This window comes from Lentzea sp. NPDC051208, from assembly GCF_040682435.1.
Taxonomy (GTDB): domain Bacteria; phylum Actinomycetota; class Actinomycetes; order Mycobacteriales; family Pseudonocardiaceae; genus Lentzea; species Lentzea kristufekii.
In genome coordinates, this window is record NZ_JBFBAW010000004.1 from 112022 (window position 1) to 126366 (window position 14345).

At 68.9% G+C, this 14345-nt stretch carries 22 protein-coding genes; 11 read left to right on the forward strand and 11 right to left on the reverse strand.

The features are described 5' to 3' along the window. Positions 1–21: 21 nt before the first annotated feature. Positions 22–564: a 3'-5' exonuclease gene (locus tag AB0M48_RS10795; protein ID WP_363838758.1), complete on the forward strand. Its 543-nt coding sequence runs from the start codon at positions 22–24 to the stop codon at positions 562–564. Between the two features lie 2 nt (positions 565–566). Here AB0M48_RS10795 and AB0M48_RS10800 read toward each other — a convergent pair whose 3' ends face one another. Further along, positions 567–824, reverse strand: a complete 258-nt coding sequence (locus AB0M48_RS10800; RefSeq protein ID WP_363838761.1) for a hypothetical protein — start codon at positions 822–824, stop codon at positions 567–569. Positions 825–897: 73 nt separating this feature from the next. On the opposite strand from AB0M48_RS10800, the gene AB0M48_RS10805 reads away from it, so the two are divergent. Together AB0M48_RS10805 and AB0M48_RS10810 are read left to right on the forward strand one after the other, a co-directional pair. Beyond that, positions 898–1710: a helix-turn-helix transcriptional regulator gene (locus AB0M48_RS10805; RefSeq protein WP_363838764.1), complete on the forward strand. Its 813-nt coding sequence runs from the start codon at positions 898–900 to the stop codon at positions 1708–1710. Positions 1711–1727: 17 nt separating this feature from the next. After that, positions 1728–1907, forward strand: a complete 180-nt coding sequence (locus AB0M48_RS10810) for a DUF397 domain-containing protein (RefSeq protein ID WP_363839905.1) — start codon at positions 1728–1730, stop codon at positions 1905–1907. Here the strand turns inward: AB0M48_RS10810 and AB0M48_RS10815 are convergent. Next, positions 1897–2952: a DUF2855 family protein gene (locus AB0M48_RS10815; RefSeq protein ID WP_363838767.1), complete on the reverse strand. Its 1056-nt coding sequence runs from the start codon at positions 2950–2952 to the stop codon at positions 1897–1899. The two genes, AB0M48_RS10810 and AB0M48_RS10815, sit on opposite strands and share 11 nt — an antisense overlap. Positions 2953–2990: 38 nt before the next feature. Here AB0M48_RS10815 and AB0M48_RS10820 point away from each other — a divergent pair, with 38 nt between their 5' ends. Continuing rightward, positions 2991–3566, forward strand: a complete 576-nt coding sequence (locus tag AB0M48_RS10820; RefSeq protein WP_363838771.1) for a TetR/AcrR family transcriptional regulator — start codon at positions 2991–2993, stop codon at positions 3564–3566. Here AB0M48_RS10820 and AB0M48_RS10825 read toward each other — a convergent pair. Together AB0M48_RS10825 and AB0M48_RS10830 are read right to left on the reverse strand one after the other, a co-directional pair. After that, the gene (locus tag AB0M48_RS10825; protein ID WP_363838774.1) at positions 3547–3999 is read right to left on the reverse strand and encodes a MaoC family dehydratase; all 453 of its coding nucleotides are present in this window, start codon (positions 3997–3999) and stop codon (positions 3547–3549) included. The two genes, AB0M48_RS10820 and AB0M48_RS10825, sit on opposite strands and share 20 nt — an antisense overlap. A 2-nt stretch (positions 4000–4001) precedes the next feature. Beyond that, complete coding sequence (locus tag AB0M48_RS10830) at positions 4002–4754, reverse strand: SDR family NAD(P)-dependent oxidoreductase (protein ID WP_363838781.1); 753 nt, start codon at positions 4752–4754, stop codon at positions 4002–4004. A 130-nt stretch (positions 4755–4884) separates the two neighbouring features. On the opposite strand from AB0M48_RS10830, the gene AB0M48_RS10835 reads away from it, so the two are divergent. Both AB0M48_RS10835 and AB0M48_RS10840 read left to right on the forward strand, forming a co-directional pair. Beyond that, positions 4885–5685 carry an SDR family NAD(P)-dependent oxidoreductase gene (locus tag AB0M48_RS10835; RefSeq protein WP_363838784.1) on the forward strand — a complete coding sequence of 267 codons (801 nt, stop codon included), beginning with the start codon at positions 4885–4887 and terminating at the stop codon, positions 5683–5685. A 1-nt stretch (position 5686) separates the two neighbouring features. Next, a complete protein-coding gene (locus tag AB0M48_RS10840; protein WP_363838788.1) occupies positions 5687–6658 on the forward strand; it encodes an NADPH:quinone oxidoreductase family protein in 972 nt (323 codons plus the stop codon). 547 nt (positions 6659–7205) lie between these two features. On the opposite strand, the gene AB0M48_RS10845 is transcribed toward AB0M48_RS10840, so the two are convergent. From AB0M48_RS10845 to AB0M48_RS10865, 5 genes are all read right to left on the reverse strand, one after another. Next, positions 7206–7670 carry a DUF6319 family protein gene (locus tag AB0M48_RS10845; protein ID WP_363838792.1) on the reverse strand — a complete coding sequence of 155 codons (465 nt, stop codon included), beginning with the start codon at positions 7668–7670 and terminating at the stop codon, positions 7206–7208. Positions 7671–7763: 93 nt separating this feature from the next. Further along, on the reverse strand, positions 7764–7985 hold the full coding sequence (locus AB0M48_RS10850) for a hypothetical protein (RefSeq protein WP_363838795.1): 222 nt from the start codon (positions 7983–7985) through the stop codon (positions 7764–7766). After that, positions 7982–9139, reverse strand: a complete 1158-nt coding sequence (locus tag AB0M48_RS10855; protein ID WP_363838798.1) for a S8 family serine peptidase — start codon at positions 9137–9139, stop codon at positions 7982–7984. The genes AB0M48_RS10850 and AB0M48_RS10855 overlap by 4 nt, the downstream gene beginning before the upstream one ends. 63 nt (positions 9140–9202) lie before the next feature. After that, positions 9203–10375: a cation:proton antiporter gene (locus AB0M48_RS10860; protein ID WP_363838802.1), complete on the reverse strand. Its 1173-nt coding sequence runs from the start codon at positions 10373–10375 to the stop codon at positions 9203–9205. 5 nt (positions 10376–10380) lie between these two features. Continuing rightward, entirely contained in the window at positions 10381–10854 is a 474-nt protein-coding gene (locus AB0M48_RS10865; RefSeq protein WP_363838806.1) for a TrkA C-terminal domain-containing protein, read from the reverse strand. An 18-nt stretch (positions 10855–10872) separates the two neighbouring features. Between AB0M48_RS10865 and AB0M48_RS10870 the strand changes: the two genes are divergently transcribed. The 5 genes from AB0M48_RS10870 (at position 10873) to aroH (ending at position 13377) form a co-directional block, all read left to right on the forward strand. After that, on the forward strand, positions 10873–11988 hold the full coding sequence (locus AB0M48_RS10870) for a DUF1015 family protein (protein WP_363838809.1): 1116 nt from the start codon (positions 10873–10875) through the stop codon (positions 11986–11988). Between the two features lie 64 nt (positions 11989–12052). Then, positions 12053–12259 (forward strand): hypothetical protein, encoded by a 207-nt coding sequence (locus tag AB0M48_RS10875; RefSeq protein WP_363838812.1) that lies wholly within the window; start codon positions 12053–12055, stop codon positions 12257–12259. Further along, a complete protein-coding gene (locus AB0M48_RS10880) occupies positions 12232–12414 on the forward strand; it encodes a hypothetical protein (RefSeq protein ID WP_363838815.1) in 183 nt (60 codons plus the stop codon). Before AB0M48_RS10875 ends, AB0M48_RS10880 begins: the two co-directional genes overlap by 28 nt. A gap of 273 nt (positions 12415–12687) precedes the next feature. Then, positions 12688–12981 (forward strand): STAS domain-containing protein, encoded by a 294-nt coding sequence (locus tag AB0M48_RS10885; protein ID WP_363838820.1) that lies wholly within the window; start codon positions 12688–12690, stop codon positions 12979–12981. A gap of 33 nt (positions 12982–13014) precedes the next feature. Continuing rightward, on the forward strand, positions 13015–13377 hold the full coding sequence (gene aroH, locus AB0M48_RS10890; protein ID WP_319988713.1) for a chorismate mutase: 363 nt from the start codon (positions 13015–13017) through the stop codon (positions 13375–13377). Here aroH and AB0M48_RS10895 read toward each other — a convergent pair. Together AB0M48_RS10895 and AB0M48_RS10900 are read right to left on the reverse strand one after the other, a co-directional pair. Next, positions 13367–13744: a homocysteine S-methyltransferase family protein gene (locus AB0M48_RS10895; protein WP_363838824.1), complete on the reverse strand. Its 378-nt coding sequence runs from the start codon at positions 13742–13744 to the stop codon at positions 13367–13369. The genes aroH and AB0M48_RS10895 overlap by 11 nt on opposite strands. A 136-nt stretch (positions 13745–13880) precedes the next feature. Further along, positions 13881–14321: a pyridoxamine 5'-phosphate oxidase family protein gene (locus AB0M48_RS10900; protein WP_363838827.1), complete on the reverse strand. Its 441-nt coding sequence runs from the start codon at positions 14319–14321 to the stop codon at positions 13881–13883. Positions 14322–14345 lie beyond the last annotated feature (24 nt).

The following is a 14345-nucleotide window of genomic DNA, read 5'->3' on the forward strand; positions in this document are numbered from 1 at the left end:
CGCGCGGGGGAAGATCAGCACGTGATCGCGTTGGACGAGGTGCTGGTGGTCGACGTCGAGTCGACGTGCTGGGAGGGAACGCCGCCTCCCGGTGAGGTCTCGGAGATCATCGAGATCGGGATCTGCCCGCTCTCGGTGGCGTCCGGGGTCCGCGGCGAGCGGCGGTCGGTGCTGGTACGTCCGTCCCGGTCGTCGGTCAGCCCCTTCTGCACCGAACTGACGACGCTGACCGCCGGCCAGGTCGCCGGCGGTGTCTCGTTCGCCGAGGCGTGTGCGCTGCTGCGCAAGGAGTACCGGTCGGACCGCCGGGTGTGGGCCTCGTACGGCGACTACGACCGGAAGATGTTCGAACGGCAGTGCGCCGACTTCGGGGTCCGGTACCCGTTCGGGCCGCGGCACGTCAACGTGAAGACGTTGTTCGCGCTGGTGCACGCGTTGCCGCGGGAGGTCGGGATGGCCGAGGCGGTGCGGCTCGCCGGGCAGAGGCTCGACGGCACGCACCACCGCGGCCACGACGACGCCTACAACATCGCGGGCCTGCTGGCCGGGCTGATCCGGCGCTGAGATCACCTGTTCGGAGGATTCCAGTCGATGCCGACCGTGCAGACGCGGATGGCGTCTCTCCACACGGTGATGGCAAACGTGCCCGCTTCCGCTGACACGCGCGTCAGGTACTCGGTCGCGCAGGCGACCGTGTAACGGGACTTCCAGTCCGCTTCTTTCGTTATGTACCAACCATGATCTGCAACGGACTCGACGTAGGCGAGGGTGAGCCGGCCGTTCTGACTGCGCCGGTGGTACTGGATGCTGTGGACGTACTCCATGCAGTGGACGGTCCTCATCAGACCCCGCCACCGTGATTCACGAATGTCAGATCTCGTCCGTAACGTTTGGGTCATGTCCGACCCCACGTTCCGGCAGGTACGCCTCGGCGAGGCGCTGAAGAGGCTGCGCGAACGGGCCGGGCTGAGTCAGCGTGAGGCGGCGTACCGGCTTCGCTACAACTATCAGAAGCTGAGCCGCATCGAGAACGGTCAGCTGCCGGAGTACCACGGTTTGCGGGCGATGCTCGACCTCTACGGAGTGCTCGTCTCGGAGGAGACGCCGTACATCGACATGTGGGAGCGCGCCAGCGAGAAGGGCTGGTGGCACCCCTACCGCGTCGCTGATCACGGCTATCTCAGCCTGGAGCACGACGCCACCCGGCTGAGCACGTTCTCTCTCGGTTACATCCCTGGCCTCCTGCAGATCGAGAGCTACATGCGTGCGTTGTTCGCAGGATGGCAGGTTCAGCGCTCACGAAAATGGATCGAGAACCAGATCGCGGTTCGGACGCGACGGCAGGAGCGGCTGGTCACCGAGGAAGGGCTTGAATATCACGCGATCATCGCCGAGGCGGCTTTCCCTCTTGCTGATCGCGAGCAGTTGCTGCACATCAATGACATGGGCACGAGGCCCAACGTGAGGGTGCAGGTCCTGCCGTTCACCGCGGGCTTGAACGACGGGTACACCGGATCGTTCCACCTGCTTGGCTTCGCTCACCTCGCCGACATGACCGTGCTTTACGTCGAACATCCCGCTGGCGCCGCGCACGTGGAAGACAGCGAACAGGTGAAGGCCAGTAAAGTGCTCTTCAAGCACCTCTCGAAGCTGGCGCTGACGCCGGACGAGTCCGCCGACTGGATCGGGAGGCTGGCTGCTGAGAGGTAGGGATCGACTTGTCTGCTGTGTGGCGGAAGAGCAGCCGGAGCAACGCCGGCGACAACACGGAGTGCGTGGAGATCGCCCTGGACGGCTCCGCCGCCCGCATCCGTGACTCGAAGGGCCGGGCGGAAGCCACTGTCGCGGCGCCCGCCTGGGGTGCGTTCCTCACGATGGTCAAGGGCGAGGACCAGTTCAAAAGGTGATCACGTCGGCGCTGTCCGGGTTCGCCCTGCCCGACAGCACGGCCTGCCACACGTCGACCAACTCCTCCGGCCCGCTGTGCTGGACGACGCCGACCCGGTCGCCGGCCTGAGCGATGAAGGCCCGCCAGGCCTCGCCGAAGCGCTGAGCCAGGCCTTCGGAGCCCCAGTCGGCGGTGCGCTTGCGCAGCTGGTCCGGGGCGAAGAAGAACTCGGACCGCACGTCCTGCGGGGCTGCCTGGTGCGTGAGGCCGATCGAGACGTCCTTGACCAGGCCGGAGCCGAGCCGGTCGTGCAGCGCCGACCGCACGTCGGCCGACCCGCTGAAGTCCAGGTACGCCGAAGGTTCGACGTCCACCGAAGCGTCGTAGGGAAGCACGGTGTCGTAGAGGCCCAGGCTCCGGGTGAACTCCACGTTGCGGGGCGATGTCAGGCCCACGAGCCGGACGCCCTTGTCGCGAAGGCAGTGGGCGGTGCCGAACGCGGTCTTGCTGGACGCCGAGGAGATCACGACGGTGCGGGCGCCGTGGAAGCCGTTGTCCACCAGCCGGTCGGCCAGCAGGAACGACGTGAGGAACAGCGGCCGGTACAGGACCTGGAGGTCCTCCAGCCGCTCGTCGTAGGCGGGGTCCTGGCTGGTGACGAGGTAGCTGTTGTAGACCGCCGGAAGTGCGGCGCGGTGGTCGGCGGTGTCGACGAAACCGGCCGAGGTCAGCCTGGCGCGCACGACGAGATGGCTGGCCATCGGCAGGTAGCCGTAGACGCGGGTACCGACGGGCAGAGCGTCCATTGTGGAGTCGACGACGTCGGCGAAGCCCCACAGCGGGATCACGCCCTGGCCGGGGCCGCCGGCCGGGAAGAAGTTCCAGTAGCCGATCTGGTCGCCGATCACGCCGTAGGTGACGTTGTTGGCGGTGAGGCCGACGCGGCTCACGCGGAGCAGCACCTCGCAGTCCAACAGCTCGGACGACTCGGGCAGTTCGTCGTGCAGCACTTCGGTTTCGGTGAGGTCGTCGCGGTCGACGACAACGGTCCAGCGACTGATCATTGCCTGGATTCTCCTTGGCCGGGAGGTACGCTCCGGTCGTGACCGTGCCTGAAAGACTGATCGACGCCGCCACCCGCCTGTTCGCGGACAAGGGGTACGAGCGCGTCGCCGTCCAGGAGATCGTGGAACACGCCGGTGTCACCAAAGGCGCCATGTACCACTACTTCGGGTCGAAGGACGACCTGCTGCACGAGATCTACGGGCGGTTGCTGCGCTTGCAGACCGAGCACCTGGAGAAGATCGCGTCGAGCACCGGCCCCGTCGCCGAGCGGCTGCGCGAGGCCGCGGTCGACGTCATCGTCACGAGCGTCGACGACTTCGACGCCGCCAAGGTCTTCTTCCGCTCGATGAACCACCTCTCGGAGGAGAAGCAGCGGGAGGTCCGGGCCGAGCGGCGGCGCTACCACGAGAAGTTCCGCGGCCTGATCGAGGAGGGGCAGCGGAACGGGACGTTCCGCGACGACGTGCCCGCCGACGTCGCCACCTACTACTTCTTCGGGTCGTTGCACCAGCTCGGCACGTGGTACCGCCCGGACGGGGACATCCCGGCCGGGCGGCTGGCGGAGCACTACGCGGATCTGCTGATCCACAGCCTCACGGCACGATCACGCTGACGATCTCGGCCACGCACGCGGGCTTGTCGCTGCCCTCGATCTCGATGACGACCTTGGTCACGAGCTGTTTGCCCAGCGCGATGTCCGTGACGTCCAGCAGCTCGACCCCGCCGCGCACCCTGGCGCCGACCAGCACCGGCTGCGGGAAGCGGACCTTGTTGCTGCCGTAGTTCACGCCCATCTTGATGTTCTTGACGGTGTAGACGTCCCGCACCAGGTACGGCACCAGCGACAGCGTCAGGTAGCCGTGCGCGACCGGTCCGCCGAACGGGCCCTTCTTCGCCTTCTCGACGTCGATGTGGATCCACTGGTGGTCCAGCGTCGCGTCGGCGAACAGGTTGACCTGCTCCTGCGTGACCTCGTGCCACTGGCCGAACCCGAGGTGCTCGCCCTTGGCGGCGACCAGCTCGTCGATGGTCTCGAATGCGCGCATGCTCAGTCCTTCGGTCCGCCGGCGACGTAGATGACCTGGCCGGACACGAAGCCGGCACCCTCGCTGACGAGGAACGACGCGGTGTGCGCGATGTCCTCCGGCTGGCCGACGCGCGCGACCGGGATCGTCTGCGCCGCACCGTTGAGGAAGTCCTCGAACGAGATCTTCATGCGCTCGGCGGTCGCCTTGGTCATCTCGGTGGCGATGAAACCGGGCGCGATCGCGTTGACCGTGACACCGAACTTGCCGAGCTCGATCGCGAGGGTCTTCGTGAAGCCCTGCAGACCGGCCTTGGCGGCGGAGTAGTTGGCCTGGCCGCGGTTGCCGAGGGCGGAGGTGGAGCTCAGGTTGACGATGCGGCCGAAGCCTTCCTTCGTCTGGTAGGCCTGCACGGCCTTGCTCATCAGGAACGCACCGCGCAGGTGGACGTTCATGACCGTGTCCCAGTCGCTCGCGGTCATCTTGAACAGCAGGTTGTCGCGCAGCACGCCGGCGTTGTTGATCAGCACGGTCGGGGCGCCGAGGGCCTTGGCGACCTTCGCCACCGCGGCGTTGACCTGCTCCTCGTCGGCCACGTCGACCTTGAGGCCGATGGCGCGCCCACCGCTCGCGACGATCTTGTCGGCGCCGTCGAGCACGCCCTGCTCGTCGAGGTCGAGCAACGCGACGGCCAAGCCGTCCGCGGCGAGGCGCTGCGCGACCGCGGCGCCGATGCCACGAGCCGCGCCGGTGACGATCGCAACCCTGTCGGCCACGGGTCCTCCTTCGGTGAGGGGATGGTGAGCTAAGCAAGCGCTTAGTAACGTACCTATCAGTCCGCTTGACGTCCAGGCCTGTGCGGACGACCATACCGACTGGTCGGAATGTGGCAATTCGAGGAGGCAGATGCCCGTGGACTTCACCGGCAAGGTCGCGCTCATCACCGGCGGATCCAACGGCATCGGCGCCGCGTCCGCCCGGCGGCTGGCATCGCACGGCGTACGCGTCGTCGTGGCTGATGTGGACGCCGACCAGGGCAAAGCCGTCGCCGATGAGATCGGCGGCGTGTTCGTGCGCTGCGATGTGACGGTGCCTTCGGACTCCGCCGAGGCCGTTGCCCTCGCCGTGCGCGAGTTCGGCGGGCTCGACATCGCGTTCCTGAACGCCGGCATCGGCACCGGCTGCTCGCTGGGCGACGACTTCGACGTCGAGGTGTACCGCCGCGCGATGGCCATCAACCTCGACGGCGTCGTCTACGGCGCGCACCACGCGTTGCCCGAGGTGCGCAAGCGCGGCGGCCAGATCATCGCCACGGCCTCGATGGCCGGTCTCATGCCGATGCCGGGCGACCCCGTCTACGGCGCGAACAAGGCCGCCGTCGTCGGTCTCGTGCGCTCGCTCGGTGGCGCCTATCCCGACGTGCGCGTGAACGCGCTGTGCCCCGCGTTCGCCGACACCAACATCATCGGTCCGCTGCGCTCGACGCTGGAGGAGATCGGCATGCCGATCCTGCCCGTGTCGGCCGTCGTGGACACCTTCATGTCCATTGTGGAGGGTTCGGGGACCGGCGAGGCCTGGTTCGTGCAGGCAGGTCGTTCGTCGGAGCCGTTCGGGTTCCGCAACCCGCCTGGACCTCGTGCCGCTGACGGCTCGCGCATCGAGGCCGCTCGCAAGGACCCCGTTTCCATCGCGCTTGAGGAGAACTGACGTGCGTGCCATCCAGATCACCGAGTTCGGCGGGCCCGAGGTGCTCCAGCAGGTGGAGCTGCCCGACCCCGTCGCGGGTGAGGGCGAGGTGCTGATCAACGTCTCGCGTGCCGGACTGAACTACGCGGACACGCACCAGGCGGAGAACTCCTACCTGGCGAAGATGGAGCTGCCGCTGGTGCCCGGTGGTGAGGTCGTCGGCACTACTGCGGATGGGCGTCGAGTTGTTGCTTTGACGAAGAACTCCGGTGGGTATGCGGAGAAGGCTGTCGCGCCGTTGCTGACCACCTTCGACGTTCCTGATGGCGTTGACGATCTGACTGCGCTGTCGTTGATCGTTCAGGGTGCTACGGCTTGGTTGTTGCTGCGGAAGTCGACTCACATGGAGGCTGGTGAGTCGGTTGTCGTGCATGCCGCTGCTGGTGGTGTGGGGACTATCGCCGTTCAGCTGGCCAAGTTGTGGGGGGCTGGCCGGGTCATCGCCACGGCCTCTTCTGAGGACAAGCGGAAGCTGGCGCTTGATCTTGGGGCCGATGTCGCGGTTGATTCTCGTGCCGCTGACATGACCGCCGCGTTGAAGGAAGCCAACGGTGGGCGGCGGGTCGACGTCGTGCTGGACATGACTGGAGGGGCTGTCACTGACCAGTCGTTGGTCGCGTTGGCACCGTTTGGGCGGCTTGCGTTTTATGGCATGGCCTCGCGGGAGAGGCCGAAGCCGGTTGACCTCGGGGCGTTGTTGATGCACTCCACGGCCGTTGCGGGTATGTGGCTGCCCCATGCGTTGAAGGTTCGGGATGCTGAGCACGGGACCTTGGCTCATCGGGCCATGGCTGAGTTGTTCCAGCTGGTGGTGGATGGGCAGTTGAAGGCTGTTCCCGGTGGGGAGTACGGGCTTGGGGAGGTTCGGCAGGCTCACGAGGACCTTCGGTCTCGTCGGACTGCTGGGAAGTTGGTTTTGGATCCTTCGCGGTAGGGGGTCTGCGCCGGTTCGTCGCGTTCCCCGGTTTGCGGGCGGCGACCTTGCGGTTGCGTGCTTCCCCCTGGGGGCTCTGCCCCCATACCCCCGGCAATCTGATCGGGGGGTGGCGCCGTCCGTAGGTGGATGGCACGCCTGTTGCTCTGGGCGGCTGCCGGTTGGTTAGAGGGTTGCGTTGCGGTGGGGTCCCGTCACGAGCCGCACCAAGAGCGGGCCACATGCGTGAAGGGGTGTCAACTCGACGAAAAGCGTGTCGAGTTGACACCCCTTCACGCATGCAGCAAGAGCTGTGGCGCGACTCGTGACGGGACCCCACCGCCTGGCCCGTATGGAAGGACGGCTCGCCTGCGGCATCGCTGAGGGAGGGCGGCCCGCCTTCGGCATCGCGTTCGATCGGCTTGCCGATCTTGTCGGTGCCGCCTTGTACGTTGGGCCGCGGGGGACCTGAAACTCAAGGGGACCCTTGCGCGAGCGTGTTCCGCTTGGTCCGGGTATGCGAAAGGGCGGCTCGCTTGTGCGGGCCGCCCTCTTGCGTCTGCTGGACTTACTCGGAGAGCTCCGCCAGCTGGGCCTTCACCCTGGCCAGCTCGGCTTCCAGCTCCTCCATGCGGGTGCGGTGCTGGTCGCGCGCCGCCTCGAGCACCGACTCGATGCCCTCGGCGATGTCCTCGTGCAGCTCCTTGGCCGCCTTGGCGACGGCGATGGCCGGGATGACCAGGCCCGACACCACGCGCTGCGTGCCGTGGACCAGGTCGGCCTGCCACTCGCCCTCGGCGGTGCCCGTCACCGTGAGCGTGAGCTCCACGGTGCGCGTCTTCTTCGCCGTGCTCTTGGGACGGCCGGCCTTCGGCTTCTCAGCCTTGGGGGCGGCCTCAGCCTTCGGGGCCTCCGCCTTCGGAGCCTCGGCGGGCTTGGGAGCCTCGACGGGCTTCGGGGCCTCGGCCTCGGGGGCCGCCGTCTCCACGACGGGCTCCTCGACTGCCTGCACCTCGGTGAGCGTGTCCGACACGATCAGGTTTCCTCTCTGCGCAACGACGTGACCCCGCGCACAGCATAGAACACGTGTTCGATCAGCCGTCGATGGGGTCAGCGCAGAGCCTAGTCAGTACGGCGGGAGTTGTACGCGCCACTGCCGTTCGACGTCGATGACGCCGGGTACCGCCTGCAGTGCCGGGATGGCCCTGACCTCGGCGGTGCCGGTGACGACGCCCAGGGCTTCCAGGACCGTGTCGATCACCAGGCCCGCCTCCCGCAGGTCGTCCAGGACCTGCGGGAGGCTGCCCTCCGTCACGGAGACCATCACCTGGTCCACCGAAGCGGTCATGGCGCCTGGACGAGTCCGCTGCCGATGTCGGTGGACGGCAACGGCAGGCGCAGCGCGGTGCCGACGAGGCGGGCCCACAGTTCGTAGCCGCGGGCGCCGGTCTTCTCCGCGATCAGCACCGCCACGCCGGCCACGTGCGGGGTCGCCATCGACGTGCCGCGCAGGCGTGAGTACTTCTGGGGGAGCTTGAACGACGAATAGACGTCGACGCCGGGGGCGCACACGTCGATCTGGCCGATCTTGTCCGCCGAGCCCGAGGAGAACGTCGCGATCGCCCGGTTCACGTCGATCGCCGCCACCGCGATGATGCTGGGGCAGCGGGCCGGGTGGCCCACCGGGGCGACGCGGGCCGGGCGGGAGGACGCGTTGCCCGCCGCCGCGATGATCAGTGTGCCCTTGGCCATCGCTCGCTGGGCGACGGTCTCGTAGATCTGCGAGTACGGCGTGTTCACCGGGACGTCGGCGCCCAGGGACATCGAGATGATGGCGCAGCCGTTCGCGACCGCCCAGTCGATGCCCGCGAGGATGCCGCCGTCGGAGCCGGAGCCCGCGTTCGACAGGACCTTGCCCGCGAAGATCTCGGCCTCGTGCGCGACGCCGTAACCGGGCAGCGTGGCGGGCTTGCGGGGGCCCGCCGACGTGCCGATGCAGTGCGTGCCGTGGCCGTGGCCGTCCTGCACGTCCTCGCCGGTGATGAACGACTTCGTGGTGATGGCGCGGCCGGTGAAGTCCGGGTGGTTCTTCTCCCAGCCGGTGTCCAGGACCGCGATCTTGACGCCCTTGCCGGTGGCGGTGCTGACGTCCGCGCCGACCGCCTGCAACCCCCAGGTCAGCACCGATTCGTCGGCCGCCGCCTCCGGCGCTTTCTCCTCGGCCGGTGCCGCGAACACGTGCACGACGCGCTCCGGCTCGACGATCAGCACCGGGCCCGGGCGCTCGGCGGCGCCGTTCAGCTCGGCCAGCAGGTTCGGGTCGGCGGTCACGACCGCGACACCGAGCTCGGGGAAGACCTGCACGGTCTCCGCGTCCAGATCGCCGCTGTTCGGGTCGAACCCGGCGATGCCGCCGAGCTCGGCCAGTCCCTCTTCGATGGCGTCTTCCTGCAGCAGCACCAGGAACCGGCCGGTGGTCTCCACTTCCGCGGGTTCGGTCATGACGATTCGCCCCTACTCTCCATCTAGCCCTCACTAGAGAGTCGTCACATCGGGGCAGTTGTTTCAGGCCGTTTGCCTTCTACGCTGAAAGAATTCCCCGATTGGCTCAACGTACTTGGCCGCGATGGGCCCGAGGATGGCCATCAGCAGCACGTACGCGGTCGCGAGCGCCGCCAGGTCGTTGTGCACCTGACCGGACGCCACGGCCAGCCCGGCGATGACGATGGAGAACTCGCCGCGCGCCACGAGCGCCGCGCCCGCACGCATGCGGCCCATCTTGCCGATGCCCTGCCGTCCTGCCGCCCACCAGCCCGTGAAGACCTTCGTCGCGGCCGTGACGACGGCCAGCGCCACCGCGATGCCGAGCACGGGCGGGATCGAGCGCGGGTCGGTGTTGAGTCCGAACACGACGAAGAACATCGCCGCGAAGAGGTCCCGGAGCGGTTCGAGCAGGCGCGTGGCGTTCTCGGCCGTCGACCCGGAGATCGCGATGCCGAGCAGGAACGCGCCGACCGCCGCGGACACCTGCAGCTGCGAGGCGATGCCCGCGACGAGCAGCGCCGAGCCGAGCAGCTTGAGCAGGAACACCTCGTGGTCGGGACTGTCCACAATGGCCGAGATGAACCGGCCGTACTTCAACGCCACCACCAGGACCACGGTGATCGCGAGCAACGAGATGCCGACGGAGGTGAGCCCGCCGAGGAAGCTCACGCCCGCGAGAACGGCCGTGAGGACCGGCAGGTACACGGCCATCGCGAGGTCCTCGAACACGAGCACGGACAGCACGACCGGCGTTTCCCGGTTGCCCAACCGGCCCAGGTCGCCGAGCACCTTCGCGACGATGCCGGACGACGAGATGTACGTGACGCCGGCCATCGCCAGAGCGCCGACCGTGCCCCAGCCGAGCAGGATCGCGGCGATCGCGCCCGGCGCCGCGTTCAGCACCAGGTCGAGCACTCCTGCCATCCAGGACTTCTTCAGCCCGGTGGTGAGCTCGGACGCCGAGTACTCGAGGCCGAGCAGCAGGAGCAGCAGCACCACCCCGATCTCGCTGGCCAGGTGGGTGAACTCCTCGATGCCGTGCAGCGGGACCAGCCCGCCCTCGCCGAACGCGAGCCCGCCGATCAGGTAGAGCGGGATCGGGGAGATGCCGGCACGCCGAGCCACACGACCCAGCAGACCGAGGCCGAAGAACACCGCGCCGAGCTGGATCATGGCAATTGTTGTCTCATGCACTGTGCTTAACCGCCGTGGAGGATCTCAGCGGCGGCGTCGAGGCCTTCCGCGGTGCCGACGACGACTGCGAGGTCACCGTTTTCGAACAGGAATTCGGGGCCGGGCGACGGGTGGGCGTCGCCCACGCGCACGACGGCCACGATGGACGCACCGGTCCTCGTGCGCAGAGCGGTCTCACCGAGCGAGCGGTTCGCGAAGGCGGTGACCGGCAGCTGACGGGTCGTGATGCCCGTGATGTCGCGGTGCTCCTCGCGCAGGTGGGCGACGAGCTGCGGCGCGCCGAGCAGGCCCGCGAGCGTGTTCGCCTCTTCCGGTGAGAGGGGTATCGAGGCGGCGCAGGAGTCGGGATCCGACGCTTTGGACAGGATCAGCTCGAAGCGGCCGTCCCGGTAGGTGATCACGCCTACGCGTCGTCCGGCGCGGATCGTGAAGTCCTGACGCGTCCCGATGCCCGGAAGGGGCGTGATCTCTACGTTCACACAGATCATGATACGTGGATGTCCCAGAATGCGAGGGCGCTGCGGGTCCGCCCGGTGCGCCGCGGGTGGGTGGTGCGTGACCGCGTGCCCGGCCCGGACGTCGACGAGTTCGCCGAACCCGGCCAGGTGATCGGGGCGCTCGCGAGAGCCCCGCACGGCACGTTGCTGGCCGTCCAGCACCCCCACCGCACGCCGGACGCGCTGGCCGCGGGCACCGGGCTGCTCGACGCGCTGCCCCACGCCAGGGCCGAGCTCGCGGCGCTGATCCGGCGGGCGTACACCGAGGTCACCGACGTCGTCGCGCCGTACCGGGTGGACGGACCGGACGGGACGGCGTGCGGCCTGCTCTGCCTGGTCGACCCGGACGGGATCGAGCACACCGAGGACGTCTACCCGGACGTGGTCGCCGAACGCGGGCAGGTGCTGGCGTCGCTGGGCATCGCGACGAGCGCGGCCATGCTCGTCCCGATCACTCCTCACGACGGGCTGACGGACCTGGTGCTCGGCATGACCGAGAAGCCGGCGGTGTCGCTTGTGGACTCGGGCGGGCGGCGGCACTGGGTGTGGCTGGTCGGGCCGGGGGAGTCGCAGGAGCGGTTCCTCGAAGCGGCGGGCGCGCATCCATTGCTGGTCGCGGACGGCAACCACCGGGTCGCGGCGGCGCGGGAGGCGGGACTCGCGGGCCTGCTCGCGCTCGTCACGTCCGGGCCGGGGCTGCGGGTCGGGCCGATCCACCGCGCGATCGCGGGCAGCGGGCTGACCACGGCCGATCTGGTGACGGCGTGGGAGGGGGCCGGGCTGACGGTGTCGTCGCTGCCGTTCGTCGTCGATCCGGAACCGGGTGTGGTCGTGGTGCGCTGCCCGGACGCGGTGCTGCGGGTGGAACTGCCTGCGGGACAAGGGATCGACCACGCGGTCGTGGAGTCGCTGCTGCTGGACCAGGCGCTCGGGCTCGACCCGGAGAGCCCGTGCGTGAAGGCGGTCGTGGACCCGTCCGTGGAGGCCGAGGCGGTGCTGCTGATCGCGCCCGTGCCGCTGCGCGAGGTCCTGGCGGGCACCAAGATGCCGCGCAAGAGCACCTATTTCACCCCGAAGCCGCGTAGCGGACTCCTGCTGGCCGACCTGTCACCGTAGGGCCCTGCCCGGCGGGTTCGTTCGGCCCTGTTCGACCGTCGGGCACGCGTTGAAAATCGTCCCCATGCACTACGACGCTTCACCCGCACTGCCGCCGCCGCAGTCCCGGATCGGGCTCGTGCACGTCAGGCATCTGCGGGCGATGACGTCGGCGTTGCGCGCGGTCGGCCACCGCTACGGCAGCGGGTCGTGCCGGACGCAGGTGCAGGGTTCGTTGTCCTGGTGTGACAGGGCTTTGCCGCCGTGCGCCGCCACTTCCTCCTCGCCCTGACCTTCGCCCAGGACGAGGACCTGGCGGCGAACATCCGCTACCGGATGCGGCGGGTCCACCTGCATCGCGGTGGACCCGCCGAGGCGGGCGGACGCCGCGTGACCACGCCGCGGACGCTGATCACCCGTTCGCCGGCGGCTCCGTCGCGCCCGTGATGACGATCCCGGCCGTCGAGGAGTCTCTTCAGAGTCCACCGGCTCTGGCGATGGCCGGCCTGCTGGCGTCTCATGGTGAGGGGACCAGGTCCGCGGCGGCGGCGCGAACGTTCGGCGTACCGGTTGTAGCCGTTTCGGCGATCGAGCCGGCCGCTCACGCCGCCGATGCATATCTGCCGAAGCCCGCACACACGCTTCGTGTGCTGGCGGCGGCGCGCGATCTGCTGTCTCCCGACTCGTGAGGCACCCACGATGGAACACCGGCCAGGTTTGTTGGAGGTACGCCGGCACGGCGCGTTGGTGACGCTGACCGGTGAGGTCGACCTGAGCACCAGCGACCTGCTGCGCACCGAACTCGCGCTCGCGTGCTCGTCCGGGGACGGTGACGTGGTGGTCAACTTCACCGCGCTGACGTTCATCGGGTCGAGCGGCCTGCACGTGCTGATCGAGACGGCGTCGTCACTGGGGCAGCGGCGGCTGGTGCTGCTCGGCGGCGGCTGGGGCGCCTACGTCGTGAACCTGCTCGACCTCACCCTCAAGTTCCCCAACATCGTCCTCGACCGCTGAAGTCCACTCTGGACCGCTGCTAGGGTCGATCGCATGGCGGTACGAGCGATCAGGGGAGCCACGCAGATCGACGCGGACTCGCGCGACCTGCTGCTGGAGGCCACGGCCGAGCTGGTGCGGGAGGTGTTGACGTGCAACGCGTTGACGTCCGACGACCTGATCAGCGTCGTGCTCACCGCCACACCCGATCTGGTCTCGGAGTTCCCCGCCTACGCCGCGCGCCAGGCCGGGCTCTCGGACGTGCCGCTGCTGTCCGCGACCGAGATCGCCGTGCCGGGTTCGATGCCGCGCGTGATCAGGTTGCTCGCGCACGTCGAGACCGATCTGCCGCGGTCGGCGGTGAAGCACGTCTACCTGCGCGGGGCGGCGGCGTTGAGGACCGATCTCAACCACTGAACGCGGCGCTGAGCGCGTCGACGTGCCGGTGGTCGGTGCCGCAGCACCCACCCAGCACGGTCAGCTGCGGGAAGCGCGTCCTGAGTTTGCGGTGGTCGTCCGCGAACTCCGCCGGATCACCCCGGTCCAGCGCCTCGGCTTCGTCCAGCTCGGCGTGACCGAGCTTCGGCGCGTTGGCCCTGATGCCCCGGAGGCGGTTCGCCCACGCGGCGTAGCGCTCGTAGTAGCGGGTGAGCGCCGCGTGGCCGTCGAGCAGCGGGGACGCGGCGAAGTCGGGCAGGTCGATGCCGTCGTCGAAGATGAGCGCGGTCTCGGCGCCGCCGTCGGTGAGGTAGAGCGGGGCGTCGAGCTGGGGCAGCAACGTCATCGGGTGCCTCCAGGCCGGAGGGCCCGGTGTGCGTCCCGGACGGCGGACTCGCCCGCCCGATCGTCCACGAGGGTCGCCGAGGAGGAGTCCCAGCGGCTGGCGGAGCCCCGCCCGGACGAGCGGGGCTCCGGCGACCTCAGGCGCTGAACTCCCTGCCGGGCAGCCACCCGTTGAGCATGTCCGTGATGCGCCACGTCGGCACGGAGATCTTCACCGCGCGGATGGGCGTGGCGAGGAACGGCTCGACCTCGGGCACCTTCGCCACGAGCCGCTGCCGCACGGCCTCGTCCTCGGCCCCCTCGACCACCTCGGCCGTGCCCCGCGCCTGCAGGAACGGCTCCGTCGGCGACCCCGTCGACACGACGAGCGCCACCGCGGGGTTCTCGTTGATGGCCCTGAGCGTGCGGCCGCGCTCCTCCAGCACGAGCTCGAGCGTGTGCAGCCCGTTCTCGGCGAAGTAGACGCCGCTCACCCACGAGCCGTCCGAGCCGGCCGTGGCGAGGAACATCGACTTGTGCGCGGCGAGCGTGCGGCGCAGCAACGCCTCGGCTTCGGCGTGCTGTTCAGCGGTGGTCACTGAGTCCTCCATGGGTTCGGTGAT

Excerpts from the sequence above, each read along its gene's own strand:
- AB0M48_RS10835 (WP_363838784.1), top strand. The coding sequence starts at position 4,885 with ATGCCCGTGGACTTCACCGGCAAGGTCGCGCTCATCACCGGCGGATCC.
- AB0M48_RS10895 (WP_363838824.1), bottom strand. The coding sequence starts at position 13,744 with ATGACGTTGCTGCCCCAGCTCGACGCCCCGCTCTACCTCACCGACGGC.
- AB0M48_RS10815 (WP_363838767.1), bottom strand. The coding sequence starts at position 2,952 with ATGATCAGTCGCTGGACCGTTGTCGTCGACCGCGACGACCTCACCGAA.
- AB0M48_RS10805 (WP_363838764.1), top strand. The coding sequence starts at position 898 with ATGTCCGACCCCACGTTCCGGCAGGTACGCCTCGGCGAGGCGCTGAAG.
- AB0M48_RS10825 (WP_363838774.1), bottom strand. The coding sequence starts at position 3,999 with ATGCGCGCATTCGAGACCATCGACGAGCTGGTCGCCGCCAAGGGCGAG.
- AB0M48_RS10850 (WP_363838795.1), bottom strand. The coding sequence starts at position 7,985 with ATGACCGCTTCGGTGGACCAGGTGATGGTCTCCGTGACGGAGGGCAGC.
- AB0M48_RS10855 (WP_363838798.1), bottom strand. The coding sequence starts at position 9,139 with ATGACCGAACCCGCGGAAGTGGAGACCACCGGCCGGTTCCTGGTGCTG.
- AB0M48_RS10800 (WP_363838761.1), bottom strand. The coding sequence starts at position 824 with ATGGAGTACGTCCACAGCATCCAGTACCACCGGCGCAGTCAGAACGGC.
- AB0M48_RS10875 (WP_363838812.1), top strand. The coding sequence starts at position 12,053 with ATGCACTACGACGCTTCACCCGCACTGCCGCCGCCGCAGTCCCGGATC.
- AB0M48_RS10870 (WP_363838809.1), top strand. The coding sequence starts at position 10,873 with ATGTCCCAGAATGCGAGGGCGCTGCGGGTCCGCCCGGTGCGCCGCGGG.
- aroH (WP_319988713.1), top strand. The coding sequence starts at position 13,015 with ATGGCGGTACGAGCGATCAGGGGAGCCACGCAGATCGACGCGGACTCG.